12 protein-coding genes and 1 pseudogene are annotated in these 16,417 nt (G+C 49.0%); 9 read left to right on the plus strand and 4 right to left on the minus strand.

What is annotated here, in order from left to right:
- The first annotated feature begins 54 nt into the window (after window positions 1-54).
- The 7 genes from purC (at window position 55) to guaA (I4V53_RS05710) (ending at window position 10,020) form a co-directional block, all read left to right on the plus strand.
- Window positions 55-762 (plus strand): phosphoribosylaminoimidazolesuccinocarboxamide synthase, encoded by a 708-nt coding sequence (gene purC, locus I4V53_RS05680; protein WP_195984420.1) that lies wholly within the window; start codon window positions 55-57, stop codon window positions 760-762.
- Between the two features lie 87 nt (window positions 763-849).
- Window positions 850-2,295 carry an amidophosphoribosyltransferase gene (gene purF, locus I4V53_RS05685; protein ID WP_195984529.1) on the plus strand — a complete coding sequence of 482 codons (1,446 nt, stop codon included), beginning with the start codon at window positions 850-852 and terminating at the stop codon, window positions 2,293-2,295.
- A 14-nt stretch (window positions 2,296-2,309) separates the two neighbouring features.
- Entirely contained in the window at window positions 2,310-3,740 is a 1,431-nt protein-coding gene (gene purB, locus I4V53_RS05690) for an adenylosuccinate lyase (protein WP_195984422.1), read from the plus strand.
- A 99-nt stretch (window positions 3,741-3,839) separates the two neighbouring features.
- Window positions 3,840-5,117 carry an adenylosuccinate synthase gene (locus tag I4V53_RS05695; protein WP_195984424.1) on the plus strand — a complete coding sequence of 426 codons (1,278 nt, stop codon included), beginning with the start codon at window positions 3,840-3,842 and terminating at the stop codon, window positions 5,115-5,117.
- A 46-nt stretch (window positions 5,118-5,163) separates the two neighbouring features.
- A complete protein-coding gene (gene glmS, locus I4V53_RS05700) occupies window positions 5,164-6,990 on the plus strand; it encodes a glutamine--fructose-6-phosphate transaminase (isomerizing) (protein WP_195984426.1) in 1,827 nt (608 codons plus the stop codon).
- 80 nt (window positions 6,991-7,070) lie between these two features.
- The gene (gene guaA / locus I4V53_RS05705; RefSeq protein ID WP_195984531.1) at window positions 7,071-8,606 is read left to right on the plus strand and encodes a glutamine-hydrolyzing GMP synthase; all 1,536 of its coding nucleotides are present in this window, start codon (window positions 7,071-7,073) and stop codon (window positions 8,604-8,606) included.
- Between the two features lie 109 nt (window positions 8,607-8,715).
- Window positions 8,716-10,020 carry a glutamine-hydrolyzing GMP synthase gene (gene guaA, locus I4V53_RS05710; protein ID WP_195984428.1) on the plus strand — a complete coding sequence of 435 codons (1,305 nt, stop codon included), beginning with the start codon at window positions 8,716-8,718 and terminating at the stop codon, window positions 10,018-10,020.
- 87 nt (window positions 10,021-10,107) lie between these two features.
- Here guaA (I4V53_RS05710) and I4V53_RS14275 read toward each other — a convergent pair.
- From I4V53_RS14275 to I4V53_RS05730, 4 genes and pseudogenes are all read right to left on the minus strand, one after another.
- Window positions 10,108-11,165: pseudogene (locus I4V53_RS14275) on the minus strand (site-specific integrase).
- Between the two features lie 67 nt (window positions 11,166-11,232).
- On the minus strand, window positions 11,233-11,424 hold the full coding sequence (locus tag I4V53_RS05720) for a helix-turn-helix domain-containing protein (RefSeq protein ID WP_195984430.1): 192 nt from the start codon (window positions 11,422-11,424) through the stop codon (window positions 11,233-11,235).
- Between the two features lie 78 nt (window positions 11,425-11,502).
- Window positions 11,503-12,309, minus strand: coding sequence for a hypothetical protein (locus I4V53_RS05725; protein ID WP_195984431.1), 807 nt, complete (start codon window positions 12,307-12,309; stop codon window positions 11,503-11,505).
- Between the two features lie 77 nt (window positions 12,310-12,386).
- Window positions 12,387-13,622, minus strand: coding sequence for a site-specific integrase (locus tag I4V53_RS05730; protein ID WP_195984433.1), 1,236 nt, complete (start codon window positions 13,620-13,622; stop codon window positions 12,387-12,389).
- Window positions 13,623-14,032: 410 nt separating this feature from the next.
- On the opposite strand from I4V53_RS05730, the gene I4V53_RS05735 reads away from it, so the two are divergent.
- A complete protein-coding gene (locus tag I4V53_RS05735; RefSeq protein WP_195984435.1) occupies window positions 14,033-15,352 on the plus strand; it encodes a metallophosphoesterase family protein in 1,320 nt (439 codons plus the stop codon).
- A complete protein-coding gene (locus I4V53_RS05740; RefSeq protein WP_195984436.1) occupies window positions 15,349-16,413 on the plus strand; it encodes a GTPase-associated system all-helical protein GASH in 1,065 nt (354 codons plus the stop codon). Before I4V53_RS05735 ends, I4V53_RS05740 begins: the two co-directional genes overlap by 4 nt.
- Window positions 16,414-16,417 lie beyond the last annotated feature (4 nt).

Genomic DNA, 16,417 nt, shown 5'->3' on the forward strand with positions numbered 1-16,417 from the left:
ATACCTGTTTTATACATGTTAATTTGAAATGAACTATAACAGGGGGACGTCATCATGAAAAAATGTGAACAGCTCTATGAGGGAAAAGCCAAAAAGGTATTTGCCACAGAGGATCCGAATCTCTGCATCGTAGATTACAAGGACGATGCAACCGCGTTCAATGGCCAGAAGAAAGGCACCATTGTCGGCAAGGGCGTTGTCAACAACCGCATGTCCAACTGTATGTTCCAGCTGCTGGAAAAGCAGGGCGTCGACACGCACTTTGTGGAAGAGCTGAGCGACCGCGAGACGCTTGTGAAAAAAGTCGAGATTGTTCCGCTGGAGGTCATCATCCGCAATATTTCCGCTGGCTCCTTTGCAAAGCGTTTCGGCGTGGAAGAGGGCATCGAGTTTGCGCAGCCGACCATCGAATTTTCCTACAAAAACGACGATCTGGGCGACCCGCTGATCAATGATTACCATGCGCTGGCGTTGAATCTGGCAACCCAGGAAGAGATTGATACCATCAAAAAGATGGCGTTTAAGGTCAACGAGGTTATGAAGGAATACTTTAAGCAGCTCAACGTCATTCTGGTAGACTTCAAATTGGAGTTCGGCAAGACCCCGGACGGCAAGATCATCCTGGCGGACGAGATTTCCCCCGACACCTGCCGCTTCTGGGACGCTGATACCAAGGAAAAGCTGGACAAGGACCGTTTCCGCAGAGATATGGGCGGCGTGGAAGAAGCCTATGCGGAAATGATGAAGAGAATTGGACTTTGATTCGCAGAATTGGCATGGAGCAGGCCCGTGCAACCGGGCTTTGTTTGAGAAATAATTTAGGATGGTGAGATTTTGAAGGGATCTGTAATGGATTATGATTTCTCGAAACCGCACGAGGAGTGCGGCGTCTTTGGCGTATACTCTCCGGACGGCGCTTTGAACCCGGCTTATGCCACTTATAACGGCCTGCTGGCGCTGCAGCACAGAGGACAGGAGAGCTGCGGCATTGCAGTCAACAACAATGGCGTTATTTCCTGCTATAAGGAAATGGGACTGGTAACGGAAGCGTTTGACGACAAGATTTTGAATAGCCTGGTCGGTCAGATATCGGTTGGACATGTCCGCTATTCCACCGCGGGCGCCAGCGCGCGGGAGAACTCCCAGCCGTTGGTCATGCGCTACATTAAAGGGACGCTTGCAATTGCGCACAACGGGAACCTCAGCAATGCGTATGAGCTGCGCCATGAGCTGGAGCATCGCGGCTGCATTTTTCAGACGACCATCGATTCAGAAGTCATTGCGTATATGATTGCCCGGGAGCGTGTGGAAGCATTCTCCATTGAAGAGGCGGTTTGCCGCGCGATGCCGAAAGTGCACGGCTCCTATTCCATGATCGTGATGAGTCCGCAGAAGCTGATTGCAGCGCGGGATCCCAATGGCTTCCGTCCGCTTTGTATCGGCAAGGTTGAAAACACCTACGTGATTGCGTCCGAAACCTGCGCGCTTGACGCGTGCGGCGCGGACTTTGTCCGCGATGTGGAGCCCGGCGAAGTGGTTGTGGTGGACGCAGAGGGGCTGCGTTCCATTATGCTGCCGGTGCAGACAAAAAAGTCCCTTTGTGTTTTTGAATACATTTATTTTGCAAGAACCGACAGCATGGTGGATGGCATCAGCGTCTATGAAGCCCGCAAGGAAGCCGGACGATTGCTGGCCCGTCAGCATCCGGTGGACGCCGATATGGTCATCGGCGTACCGGAATCCGGTGTGGATGCCGCGATCGGTTACAGCGAGGAGTCCGGTATCCCATTCCAGAAGGGCATCATGAAAAACGGCTACATTGGCCGCACGTTCATTAAGCCGGACCAGGCGGCCCGTGAGCGCAGCGTACGCATTAAGCTGAATTCCATTGTCAGCGCGGTAAAAGGAAAGCGCGTCGTAATGCTGGACGATTCTATTGTGCGCGGTACTACCTGCGCGCATATTGTTTCCATGCTGAAGGACGCCGGCGCCAAGGAAGTGCATCTCCGCATCAGTTCCCCGCCGTTCCTGTGGCCGTGTTATTTCGGTACCGATATTCCGTCCAAGGACGATCTAATCGCCTGCCATCACACAGTGGAGGAAATCGGCAAGATGTCGTTTGCAGATTCCATTGAATTCCTTTCTCTGGAAAACCTGCCGAAGATGCTGGGAACAAACGGCGCGCTGGGCCACTACTGCGACGCATGCTTCTCCGGCAATTATCCCGCGCCGATCCCGGCCCATTCCATGGCGTCCAAAGAAAATAAATACTGTGAACCCATCCGGAAAGATTGAGGGAGGTTGCCAGAGTGAAGAATACATACGAATCCCCGCTGTCCTCCCGCTATGCGGACCCTGAGATGAAATTCCTGTTTTCTCCGGATAAAAAGTTCCGCACTTGGCGCAGGCTATGGATTGCCCTGGCGGAGACGGAGAAAGAACTGGGCCTTCCCATCACGCAGGAGCAGGTCGACGAGCTGAAGGCGCATGTAGAAGACATCAACTACGAGGTGGCGGAAGCGCGCGAAAAGGTGGTGCGCCACGACGTCATGTCCCACGTATATGCGTATGGAGAGCAGTGTCCCAACGCGCGCGCAATTATCCATCTGGGCGCGACCTCCTGCTATGTGGGCGATAACACCGACATCATCATCATGATGGATGCATTGAAGCTGGTACGAAACAAGCTGGTAAGCGTCATTCGCGTCCTTTCTGATTTTGCAATGCAGTATAAAGACCTGCCCACGCTGGCGTTTACCCACTTCCAACCCGCCCAGCCGACTACCGTCGGAAAGCGCGCGACCCTGTGGATTCAGGACCTGCTGATGGATTTGGAGGATGTGGAATATCAGCTCAGCAAGGCAAAGCTGTTGGGTTCCAAGGGAACGACCGGCACGCAGGCAAGCTTTCTGGAGCTGTTTGACGGAGACTACGAAAAGGTCAAGGCGCTGGATCGCAAAATCGCGGAGAAGATGGGTTATGAAAGCTGCTATGCCGTTTCCGGCCAGACCTATTCCCGCAAGCTGGACAGCCAGGTGCTTTCCGTTTTGAGCGGCATTGCACAAAGTGCGGCGAAGTTCTCCAACGACATCCGCCTGCTGCAGCATCTCAAAGAGGTGGAAGAACCTTTTGAGAAGAATCAGATCGGTTCCTCTGCAATGGCGTATAAGCGCAATCCAATGCGTTCCGAGCGTATCGCGTCGCTTGCCCGCTATGTGATTGCGGACAGTTTGAACCCCGCGATGACGGAAGCCACACAGTGGTTTGAGCGCACGCTGGACGACTCCGCCAACAAGCGCATCAGCGTCCCGGAGGCGTTCCTCGCGGTGGACGGTATTCTGAACCTCTACAGCAACGTGGCGGATGGACTGGTCGTCTATCCAAAGGTGATTGAACAGCATCTCCGCCGGGAGCTTCCGTTCATGGCGACGGAAAATATCATGATGGACGCGGCAAAGCGCGGCGCAGACCGCCAGCAGCTCCATGAGCATGTCCGCGTGCATTCCATGGCTGCTTCCAAAGTGGTCAAGGAAGAGGGCGGGGAAAACGACCTCCTGTCCCGCATCGCCGGCGACCCGATTTTCGGCGTTACGCTGGAGGAGCTGCAGGGAATCGTCAGCCCTGAGAAATATGTGGGCTGCGCGCCGATGCAGACCGAGGAGTTTGTCCGGAATACCGTGCAGTCCGCTCTGGCGGATTATGATTCCATTCCGACTGAAAAAGCGGAGATTTCTTTATAATCCCGCAAATATGCGGAGTTCGAGCCGCCGCCCCTTTCAGAGGCGGCGGAATCTGGTTTTGCGCAGAAGCGCACAGAATGAAAAGGCAGGTGTAAATCTATGGTAACAGCGATTGTAGGCGCCAACTGGGGTGACGAGGGCAAAGGTAAAATCACCGACGTGGAAGCCGCGCAGTCCGATATTGTCATCCGTTTTCAGGGCGGCAGCAATGCGGGCCATACCATCATTAACAACTACGGAAAATTTGCGCTGCATCAGCTTCCATCCGGTGTATTCTACGGCCATATTACCAATATTATTGGCAACGGCGTAGCGCTGAGCGTGGAGAACTTTATCAAGGAATTAAAGTCCCTGGAAGAGCGCGGCGTGCCGAAGCCCAATATCCTGGTTTCCGACCGCGCGCAGGTGGTCATGCCGTATCATGTGGCGCTGGACAGCTTTGAAGAAGCGCGTCTTTCTTCCAAGTCCTTTGGTTCCACAAAGTCCGGTATTGCGCCGTTCTATTCGGATAAATTTGCAAAAATCGGTTTTCAGGTGAGCGAGCTTTTTGACGATGAGGAAAGCTTAAAGGAAAAAATTGAGCATGTTATCACCCTGAAAAACGTATTATATAGAGAGTTGTATCATCAGCCGGAACTGACGGTAGATGAGGTATACAGCAAGCTGATGGAGTATAAAGCGCTTCTGGCGCCTTATGTGGCGGATACCTTTACCTTGCTGCAGAATGCGGTTAAGGAAGGGAAGCACATTCTGCTGGAGGGCCAGCTGGGCGCTTTGAAGGATCCGGATTTCGGCATCTATCCCATGGTGACATCCAGCTCCACACTGGCCGGTTACGGCGCGGTGGGAGCCGGCGTTCCGCCGTATGAGATCAAGGAAATCATCACGGTGGTAAAGGCGTACTCCAGCGCAGTGGGAGCCGGCGAGTTTGTCAGTGAAATTTTTGGGGAAGAAGCTGACGAGTTGCGCCGCAGAGGCGGCGATGGCGGCGAATACGGCGCGACCACCGGACGTCCGCGCCGTATGGGCTGGCTGGATCTGGTTGCTTCACGGTATGGCTGCCAGGCACAGGGGGCGACAAGCGTCGCGTTTACCGTCCTGGACGCTCTGGGCTATCTGGAAGAAATCCCGGTCTGTGTGGCCTATGAGCTCGACGGCAAGCGAATCGATTACTTCCCGACAACCGCGCAGCTGAAGAAGTGCAAGCCAGTTCTGGAAACACTGCCCGGCTGGAACTGCGACATCCGCGGCATTAAGAAATATGAGGATCTGCCTGAAAATGCACGGAAGTACATTGAGTTTGCAGAGAAGGCGATCGGAGTGCCGGTCAGGATTGTTTCCAACGGTCCGGCCCGCGAGGATATTATCTACAGATAATTTTGAAAGGTATGCGGGATTGGGGCCCGCATAAGGGGGATTTGTTATGTGTGGTATTGTGGGATACATCGGTGAAGATCAGTCGGCGCCTTTTTTGCTCAAGGGCTTGGAAAAACTGGAATACCGCGGCTACGATTCCGCAGGTGTGGCTGTTTATGACGGCACATCGCTGCGGGTGGTCAAAGCGAAGGGCCGTTTGCAGGTTTTAAAGGATTTGATTCACGACGGCAAGGACGTACCGGGCTGTATCGGGATCGGGCATACCCGCTGGGCGACGCACGGCGCGCCGTCGGATATCAATTCTCATCCGCAGGTGAGCGATTCCGGAAAATTCGCCGTGGTGCACAACGGTATTATTGAAAACTACATGGCGCTGAAGGATCACTTGATCCGCCGTGGCGTTTCGTTTGTTTCCGAAACAGATACGGAGGTTGTCGCGCAGTTGCTGGAGTACTATTACAAGGGCAATATTCTGGACGCGGTGATTAAGGTGCTGCAGAAGGTGGAAGGCTCCTATGCGTTGGGCATCATCTGCGCGGACGCGCCGGATCAGCTGATTGCGGTCCGTAAGGACAGTCCATTGATTATCGGTCTTGGAGAAGGAGAAAACTTTATCGCCTCCGATGTACCTGCCATTCTCAGTAAAACGCGCAATATCTATCGTTTGAACGACAATGAAATCGCAGTTATCAAGCGCGAGGGCGTTTCGATTTATGATATGGATCAGGAACTGGTCCCGAAGGAGCCGGTCTATATCGACTGGGATGTCTCTGCGGCGGAGAAAGGCGGCTATGAACATTTCATGGCCAAGGAGATCATGGAGCAGCCCAAGGCGGTCCGCGATACCATCTCGCCGCGCGTCAAAGAGGGCCGCGTGGTGCTGGATCACATCAGCCTGACGGCGGAGGACCTCAAAGCGTTCCAGAAAATTTTTATCGTGGCGTGCGGCTCTGCTTACCATGTGGGCATGGTAGCGAAATACGTGCTGGAGAAGATGACCCGCATTCCGGTGGAGGTGGATGTCGCTTCCGAGTTCCGTTACCGCCAGCCGATTATCGATGAGAAGACGCTGGTGCTGGTCATCAGCCAGTCCGGTGAAACGGCGGATACGCTGGCGGCCCTGCGTGAAGCGAAGCGTCTCGGCGCGCGTATACTCTCCATTGTCAATGTGGTGGGCAGTTCCATTGCCAATGATTCCGACGATGTCATTTACACCTGGGCGGGGCCGGAGATTGCCGTTGCCACTACAAAAGCGTACAGCACGCAGCTTGCGGTGGTGTATCTGCTGGCGATCTATATGGCGGACCTCTTAGGGAGAGTGACGGAGGAAGAGTACAATGCATTTCTCGCGGAGCTGCAGGCGCTTCCCGATAAAATTGAACAGATTTTGCAGCATAAGGAAAACATTCAGTATTTGGCGTCGCAGCATTTCAATGCAAAGGATGTTTTCTTTATCGGCAGAAACCTGGACTATGCCATGTCTCTGGAGGGCTCCCTGAAGCTGAAGGAGATTTCCTATATTCACTCCGACGCGTATGCGGCGGGCGAATTAAAGCACGGAACCATTTCTCTGGTGGAGGAAGGGACGTTGGTGATTGCGCTGGCGACCCATCAGAAGCTCTTTGATAAGATGATGAGCAATGTCAGGGAAGTCAAAGCGCGCGGTGCGGTCGTCTTGGGAATGACAACGGAGAACAATACACAGATTGAGCAGACCGCGGACGATGTGTTTTACATTCCGCAGACAAATGAATTTTTGCTGCCGTCCCTGACAGTCATTCCGCTGCAGCTTTTTGCCTATTATGTGGCTTCCATGAAGGGATGCGACATCGATAAGCCGCGCAATCTGGCAAAGTCGGTCACCGTAGAATAAGCGAAGATTAGATGTTAGAGGGAAGCTTCTGTATGGTTACAAGTACAGAAGTTTCCTGAATAAGGAGAAAATTCAGTATGTTGAAAAACGAAACAGTCCTGATTTTAGACTTTGGCGGACAGTACAGCCAGCTGATTGCACGCAGAGTGCGCGACTGCAATGTGTACTGTGAAATTAAGTCTTATAAAACGCCGGCGAAACAAATCGCGGACGCGGGATATAAAGGCATAATCTTCTCCGGAGGTCCCAATTCGGTCTATGCGGATGGCGTGCCGGTTTGTGAGAAAGAGATTTTTTCCCTGGGAATTCCGGTACTCGGCATTTGTTACGGCGCGCAGCTGATGGCCCATCTCCTGGGAGGAAAAGTCAGCAGCTCCGAGGTGCGCGAGTATGGAAAAACGCCTGTGCGCGTTCAGGGAGCAGCGGCGCTGTTTCAGGGCATCCCGGAGGAATCGGTTTGCTGGATGAGCCATACGGACTATATCTCCGCGGTTCCGGCCGGATTTGCAGTCGCTGCGGTAAGCGACGCCTGTCCAGTTGCCGCCATGGCGGATGACAGCAGACGCCTCTATGCGTTTCAGTTCCACCCGGAAGTGGAGCATTCCGTCTATGGAATAGACATGCTGAAAAATTTTCTCTATCATATCTGTGGCTGCTCCAAGGACTGGGTCATGTCTTCCTTTGCCAAGGAAACGATCCAGCACATCAAAGAAACCGTTGGAGACAAGCGGGTCCTCTGCGCGCTTTCCGGCGGCGTGGATTCCTCCGTGGCGGCGGTGCTGGTACACAAAGCGGTCGGAAAAAATCTGACCTGTATCTTTGTCGACCACGGGATGCTCCGAAAGAACGAAGGCGACGAGGTGGAGCGTGTTTTCCGGCAGCAGTTTGATATGAACCTGATCCGCGTCAATGCGCAGGATCGTTTTCTGAACCGTTTAAAGGGCGTGGAGGAACCGGAACAAAAGCGTAAAATTATCGGAGAAGAGTTCATCCGCGTGTTTGAAGAGGAGTCCGGGAAACTGGGGAGAATCGAATATCTTTGCCAGGGGACTATTTATCCGGATGTAGTGGAAAGCGGCGAAGGGGAGGCCGCGACCATCAAGAGCCACCACAATGTCGGTGGGTTGCCGGAGGATGTGGGCTTTGAAGGGATCATCGAACCTCTGCGCGATCTGTTTAAAGATGAGGTGCGCCGGGTCGGTCTGGAGCTGGGAATACCGGAAAACCTGGTATGGCGGCAGCCTTTCCCGGGTCCCGGGCTTGGCATCCGAATCATGGGCGATGTCACGAAGGACAAGCTGGAAATCCTCCAGGATGCGGATGCGATCTTCCGTGAGGAAATTTCCAAAGCGGGCTGGGATCGCAAAATCAATCAGTATTTTGCAGTGTTGACCGGAATTAAGAGCGTCGGCGTGATGGGCGATGGAAGAACCTACGACAATACCATTGCGCTGCGCGGTGTAACCACCACGGACTTTATGACGGCCGATTGGGCACGGATTCCGTATGATGTGCTGGAATCTGCCAGCAGCCGTATCATCAATGAAGTAAAGAATGTAAACCGCGTGGTTTATGATATCACGAGTAAACCGCCTGCAACCATCGAGTGGGAGTAGGATTCTATATCGGAAATATAAAAGCATTCAATATAAATGAGATGTTGGTGGCGGCTCCGCACGAGACCAACATACTGGAATCATGTACGCGGAGCAGAAGGGAGACCAAATGAAACAGGATATGATTGTTATTTTGGACCTGGGGAGTACGGAAAATACAACAGTAGCGCGTGCTATCCGCAGTCTCGGCGTGTACAGTGAAATTTATTCCCATGATATCACTGCGAACGAGCTGAAAGCACTGCCGAATGCCAAGGGTATTATTTTAAACGGCGGCCCGAACAATGTGGTAGACGGTGTGCAGATCGATGTGCGGGAGGAGCTTTACGGCTGCGGGTTGCCTGTTCTTTCTATTGCACACAATGGGAAAGCTGAACAGACGATGGACAAGCTTCCGGAGGATGAAACAGCGCTCTGTGATGTGCTGAAGCCCTTTGTATTTGACGTCTGCAAGGCGGAAGCCAACTGGAATATGAAAAACTTTATTGCCGATCAGATAGAGTTGGTCCGTCGTCAGGTGGGGGATCGAAAGGTACTGCTGGCGCTTTCCGGCGGTGTAGACAGCTCCGTTGTCGCTGCACTGTTGTTGAAAGCAATTGGAGATCAATTGACCTGTGTCCATGTCAATCATGGCTTGCTGAGAAAAGGGGAGCCAGAGCAGGTCGTTTCTGTTTTCCGCAATCAATTGAATGCTAACCTGGTATATGTGGATGCTTCCGAGCGTTTTCTCTCCAAGTTGGCGGATGTTGCAGACCCGGAGCAAAAGCGTAAAATCATCGGTGCGGAGTTTATCCGTGTGTTTGAAGAGGAAGCGCGCAAGTTGGAAGGAATTGATTTCCTGGCACAGGGAACCATCTATCCGGATATTGTGGAAAGCGGAACCAAAACCGCAAAAATGGTAAAATCCCATCATAATGTGGGCGGTTTGCCGGAAGACCTCAAATTTGAGCTGGTTGAGCCGCTTCGCCAGCTGTTTAAAGACGAAGTGCGCGCCTGCGGTATAGAGCTTGGATTGCCGGCAGAGATGGTGTATCGGCAGCCGTTCCCGGGTCCTGGCTTAGGTGTGCGCTGCTTGGGGGCAATTACCAAGGACCGCTTGGAGGCGGTACGGGAATCCGATGCTATTCTACGGGAAGAATTCCATATTGCAGGGCTGGATAAGAAGGTCTGGCAGTATTTCACAGTCGTTCCGGATTTTAAATCAGTCGGTGTCCGCGACAATGCCCGCTGTTTTGAATATCCGGTCATTATCCGTGCGGTCAACACCATTGACGCTATGACGGCGACCATTGAGACCATCGACTGGCCGGTATTGCAGAAGATTACAAACCGGATTCTGAAAGAGGTCAAAGAAGTCAATCGCGTTTGCTATGATCTTTCTCCAAAGCCTACAGCGACTATTGAGTGGGAATAATACAACCATCGCCGCAAACCCGCATGATAAGCGGGTTTGCGGCTTTCTCTTTTACACGCAAGTACACAAAAGGTACACGAAATGGGGTTAAAAGAAACTTTGCAGTCTCTCAGCTACTTCCCCCTGTTTATTTGGATACAGGTGGGAGTAGGTCTGCAAAGTTGTTTTTATATCTTCATGACCCAGCCGTTCGCTAATGAGAAGTGGGGAGAACCCCATCTCGATCAACAAGCTTGCGTGACTGTGGCGAAGATCATGAATTCTGATAACCTTGACGCCGCTTTTCTTGCAGCCTCTGCTCATCTCATGTTTGAGATAGTGCTTTGTCACGGTAAATAACCGTTCATCTGGTTCGTAATCTACAAGCTTTTCAACATAAGACTTTACAAGATCGCAGACAAAGGGCGGCAAAGTAACTTTCCGTTTGCTTTTTGGTGTTTTGGGCTCAAGAATCAAGTCCTCGTTATCGAGCCGTGCGTAGTTTTTGCTGATCGACACTGTGTTCGTATCAAAGTCGAAGTCGTTTAAAGTTAGCGCCAGCATTTCACCAGAACGCATCCCTGACCAGAAGAGCAGATTGAAAATGGTCGTGGAAACGATCTTATCGCTGACAGCTTCAGCAAATCGCTTAAACTCATCCACCGTCCAAAACAGCAGGCAGTCCGCATTCTTCTTTCCCATAGCGCCGCAAATCCGAGCGGGGTTTTCCGGGAGCCTGTAATATTTACAAGCAAAGTTGAAGATTGCGGACACCTGATTATGTACGGTCTTCAGGTAGGTTTCACTATAGCCGGCGGGATGCGAAATCAGTGTCGTTTGCCATTTCCGAATTGTTGTTGCAGAGATTTTATTGATTGGCGTATTCCCGAAGTAGGGCAGCACATGGGCGCCTATGAGAAATTGTTTATTTGCATAGGTCGTAGCTTTAGACGCGGCTTACAGTCCTCCATATAGAGTTCTACAAGGGAGGAAAAGAGCATATCGCAGGAAGCATGCGCCTTGCTTAAAAACTCCGTTTCATAGGCTTTCGCCTCTTTTTGCAGTTTAAAGCCCATTTTCTTTTTTTGTGTCTTCTTGCCCGCCCAATCAGTAAAAACAAATTTGCAATACCACAATCCGGTTTTCTTGTCTTTGTAGGTAGGCATTTGCACCTCCTTCTGCTACCACAACTTTATTTTATCATGATTTCGTTTGGGTGTATAGGATTGCAGATCAAAGGTAAACATTTTCAAAAAAGTATCGAGAAGAAATCTTACCAGCAATTGTGATTTTACCCTGTGCCTTAAGTTCGCCGTTTAATCGTTGGATGATACGATAGGCTGAACTCCTTGAAATATGAAGTATCTCAGCAACCTCAGTGGCTGTTAAGAATTTTTTGTCCTCTGGATGATTTAATGGATTCATATAGTCCTCCTTTGGATGTAATGGCATAAAAAAGCACCGCCTATTGGGAATGAATCCAATGAGCGGTGTTGTGTGCGGCTATAGCCCTTCCAGCAAGGTTTGAAAATAGGCGGTAAAGACTGCTTGTGTTTCCTCTGGTAGTGGCGGATAGGAATCATACTGTTTTAGTTCCGGCTGTCGAAGCATGGTCATGGCGAAGAGGTGAGCGAATAGTTCGCTGAGTTCTTCTGTACTACCCGCGGTTTGGGTGGTCCGTATCAAACCATCCAGTTGCACAAACGGCTCAGGCAACACCAACAGACTGCCGGTCAACTTGAGATTGAGCAGATGACCCAGTTCATGGAGTAGTATGGAGCCAGGGTTTGTTTTCGTGTCTCGCTGAATATGGGGCAAGATGATATCGCAGGTCCACTGTCCGTCCGGTGTGGTATAAGGGCGGCAAAGGGCATCATAGGTTCGGTGGGCATCGTTCGGCAACATCAGATACAAAAGCGTATCGCCCAGCACCTTTTGGGAAAAGTCATAATACTTGTCCAGTATGGATAAAATGTGCGTGATCTCCTGTACTGTAATCTGTTGGCCATCGGCGCAAAAGTAGTCCCGCTGAAGATGGTTGGCGATCTCCACCAGATAGTCGCGATTCGCCTTAAGGCTGCTTTGGTAACTCCAATTGCGATAGAGGTAGGTAAAGACAGCAGATGTGCCCTCGCAGATGTACCAGTTTCTATGCCCAGATAGCAGACTGTTTAGATAATGGCGCTGACAACGATCCTCCAGCGTGCTATATAGCTGTTTACACTCGTCCTGTTTTAAATCAGTCCGAGTAGCCTGTTCCTTGAGGTAATCGCCCAAGGCATTAAAAGTTTTGCAGTGGTCTATATTCATGGGGAGACCTTCTTTCCATTTGGATACGGGATAAGATTTTTGATGTTTTCTTTTGTACTGGATAGACCTATCCCCTCCTAAGCGATAGGTCTTACGTTCGATTCCAGTTTACTATTCCCTTTTTGGAAAAAGGCTTCGTCCATGCGTTTAGCATTGGTCATGCGGTTATTTTCTAAAATGTGACCATACAGGTCGGTAATCATATCTACTTGAGCATGGCCGGAGTCCCCCTGCACCGCCTTAAGATCTCCCTGTGACAGCACCAGCTTATATGTGATACTGCTGTGTCGCAGGCTGTGGAAGGTTACCTGTGGCAGACCAGCCGCTTTCAGCACCTCGTGAAAGCGGTCGGTTAGGGTATGTTCCTGGATGGGACGTCCATCTGGATAACAGAAAACGAGTCCCAGTTCAGTTGCAGGCGAGAATGCCTTAAAGGCTTCCAATTCCGACATCACTGAGGCCGGCAAATAGATAACCCGGCTGCTGGCTTTTGTTTTAGGACGCTTGAGCACCAATGTGGTGCAGGCAGTACTCAGCACGGATGGAAATTGATAGAGAATATCTCGTCCCTGTAGCTTAGTCAGCGCATAGTTACTGACCCGGCACAGGGTTTTACTTACTCGAATGCTGCCCTCGGCGAAATCTACATCCTGCCAGGTCAGCGCCAGCAGTTCGCCCTTGCGCAGCGTTCCCGCAAAGGCAAGTGTCACGGCCATGTGCAATATGGGGTTGGTGCAATTATCTAATAGCTGTCGTACCTGTTCTGGAATAAGGAAAGCAAGGGGAGAGGGGTGTGGCGTTGGCAGTGACGCGCCATGAAAAGGGTTTCGCACCAGATACTCCCACAGCACTGCCTGCTCAAAGGCACTGTGCAGCAGCTTATGAAGGCTGCGCAGGGTTTGCGTGGTAATTGCTTTGCCTGTTGGTGCATGGCAGTGACCACCCTGTTGTGGTAGCTGTGCAAAGCGGTGATATAACTGTGCCACCACACGAGGGGAGAGTTCTTGTAGCCGCATCATGCCAATGGCTGGGTTAAGGTAACGGCGAATAAGGCTGCAATTAGCTTGGTAGGTGGATAGTGACCAATGGCTTACACCATATAGTTCCACGTATTGTACAAAAAATTGTTCCACCGTCTGTACACACTGATGGCGGACTTCTGTTCGTGTATTTGAGCATAGCTCCAATAACTCCTTTCGTTGCTGAGCTTCCTCAAGACTGTAGTATGTCTCCCATTTTTGTTTTTTCTTTTCGCCTGTGGTGTCTGTATAGACAACCGCATAACTTTTGTTTCGTTTTACAATAGATGCCATAATATTGATTCCTCCATAAAAAATTACACTATTCAAACGAAAGTGCTATTTTTTAGGATAGCATCTATGTGCCACTATCCCCAAATGCAAACTCAAGGTTTTTACGTTAATAAGCTGTAGGCGTGTTTGTGACACATGTCATAAACACGCCTACAGCTTATTATTAATTGTCATCCAATAATATTAGTATAATTAGTCGAAACAGCGGTTGCTCTTATTTGGAAAAACAGCTATAATTAAATTTATAAGGATTAATATTTTTCTCTAGCAATCCTGTGATACGAAGTCATTTGGTGCGTGTATTTTGTCTTACTTAGGATGCCAAATAATGTTAAGAAAATAGGAAAATATACCAAAAAATATAACAAACAATTAAAATCGATTCTAATATAGAACTAGGTGGTGATTTCTTGTCTAGCATCTCTTTTGTTCATCTATCAGATATTCACTTTGTAAAGTCGAGTAACAATCCCGCTGACATAGACCGTGAGTTGCGAGATGCGATTATTACTGATTTAGATGTAAACGCTAAAATTGCTCTCGAAAATGTATCAGGCATTCTAGTATCAGGAGATATTGCTTTTTCCGGTGCTAAAACAGAGTATGAAAAGGCAAAAGAATATTTATTAGAAATATCCAAGCTTTTTTCTATCAACCCTAGTGATATATATTGTGTTCCGGGCAATCATGATGTAGACCTAACAATTGCGGATAAAAGTCCAGCCGTGTCACAAGCACAGAACACAATTGATGAACAGATCTTGTTGGATGCTGCAGACGCTGCCTTTGAAGAATCAATTACCGATTGCTCCTACAACAGCATTTTGTTCGAACCACTACGAGAATATAACGAGTTTGCGAACAGATTTAATTGCAACATCTCGGCTGAAAAAATAATCTGGAGCAAAGAATTTCCATTAGATTGCGGGCTGAAACTATGCTTAATTGGTATTTCTTCATGCTTTGTACCAAAAAGTAAAGATCGTCTTATGTATATAGGCCAATCTCAAATCCCTAGGCATATGCCAGACACAGCGGTTATGCTAATGTGTCATCATCCTCCCGAATGCTGGAAATTTAGCAGCGACATAATTGACAGAATTAACAAAAGAGCTGATGTGCAGTTATATGGTCATATGCATATGCAATCGGTCGAACTCGCTGAAAACAATGCTATATTGTTTTCCGGTGCTACTCACCCACAGAGGGCGGCTGATTGGTTCCCACGATATAACTGGATTACGATTAGCAGTGAAACAATAGATGGCGACAGAGTTTTAAATATTGACATCTATCCACGAATATTATCAGAAAATCGCGACCGTTTTCAGCCCGATATATCTGCCACCACTAATGGGATATTAATACATCACACAATAAATATTGATCGTAAAAGGCGGCAAGATTTAAGTGACCCTTGTCTATGCTACGAATCTGAGAAAACACCAAAGGATGACTTGGAGGAAACCCACGCTGTTGAAAGCAAAGCAAACCAACAGTCCAAAGTAGCAGTAAATGAGCGAGAGTTAATTTATAATTTCTATGAACTGTCAGTCTTTCGGCAATTTGAATTGCTCGAGAAATTTAAGCTATTCTCGGAACAAGACAAGGGGCGGTCTATTGCAGCAACATTAAATGTTGCAATCCAGCGTGCGAAGGATCAAGGAACCCTTCAATCTCTATATGATTGTATAATGGAAATCGTATCGAAAAAGGAGAAGATCATATGAAACAGTTTTTTTCCGAAAGCTATTCCAGAGTGGGGCTCGGAATATCCCCGGAGCAGCTTGAGCAGCGCTGGCAGGGAATTGAGCAGTATATCGAAAAAGAAGACTTAGATGTTTTTGAGCTAGTAAAAATGTATTATGGATTAAAAAATAATGAGGAGTTCGTCCAAGAGTTCGTCAAGGTTTTTAATGATCTAGATATTTCCTTTACGAAAAATAATCGGCGGGAGCTTAGCCTTTTATCGGGCATTATATTGGCTGAGTTAATGGAAAATAAAGACTATCAGCTGAATGCTATCTTTTCGATTGTTTGCTTATCAAAATATAATATTGATGTTGTTCTTCCCGAAATAATTGAAAAGGCTATCGGATGTTTTGGCAGCTTGTCGGCCAAAAGCAGAGAAGCTGCCCATGTTTATAAGAATGTGCCGACGAAACCCTTTACTGATTGTGCCAAATCCCTCAAAGAGAATCCATCAATGGATGAAACCCAGATTCAGAATCTAGAGGCTGCGTATCGATCCATTGCATCAAGTATTACTGCTCTGGTGTCTAATCAACGCGAGATGAGAAAGGAACTGGAACTTTATCGTGAAGAGTCTTCTATCCTTTCATGGATTTGTGGAGAGTGGAGTAATGATTTAGATATACAGCTTTCTAAAAAAAGAACACAAAAAAGCGTGGCATTTGTTTTGGCAAAAGAGTTGGCAGACCTAGTTCGTGTATTGCCAGGGCCATATGCGTCAAAATCATTTATTAAGAAAATGCTTGATTTGTGTAAAGGCGATAAGGCTACATACTCACTTGCAGAACTAGTAGATAGCTTGGATAATAATAGTAAGCAACGAATTATTGATAGCTATGATTGTATTGATTCAGCTGCAGTAATAACTCCTATTTTGTGTTCAGTAAAATGCGCTTTGGAGATAGGCGCTCCCGATGTGTGGAAACCCGTTGTTTTTGGGCGGCTTGGGTTTGATTTTCCGTCCACAGAAAATAACATTTTAGATTGGGCTGAATTGATGTACCTTGAATGCATGTTAATTAAAACGAATCGAGAGTAAGGAT

It is taken from the genome of Clostridium sp. D33t1_170424_F3, assembly GCF_015667585.1.
Taxonomy (GTDB): domain Bacteria; phylum Bacillota; class Clostridia; order Oscillospirales; family Acutalibacteraceae; genus Anaeromassilibacillus.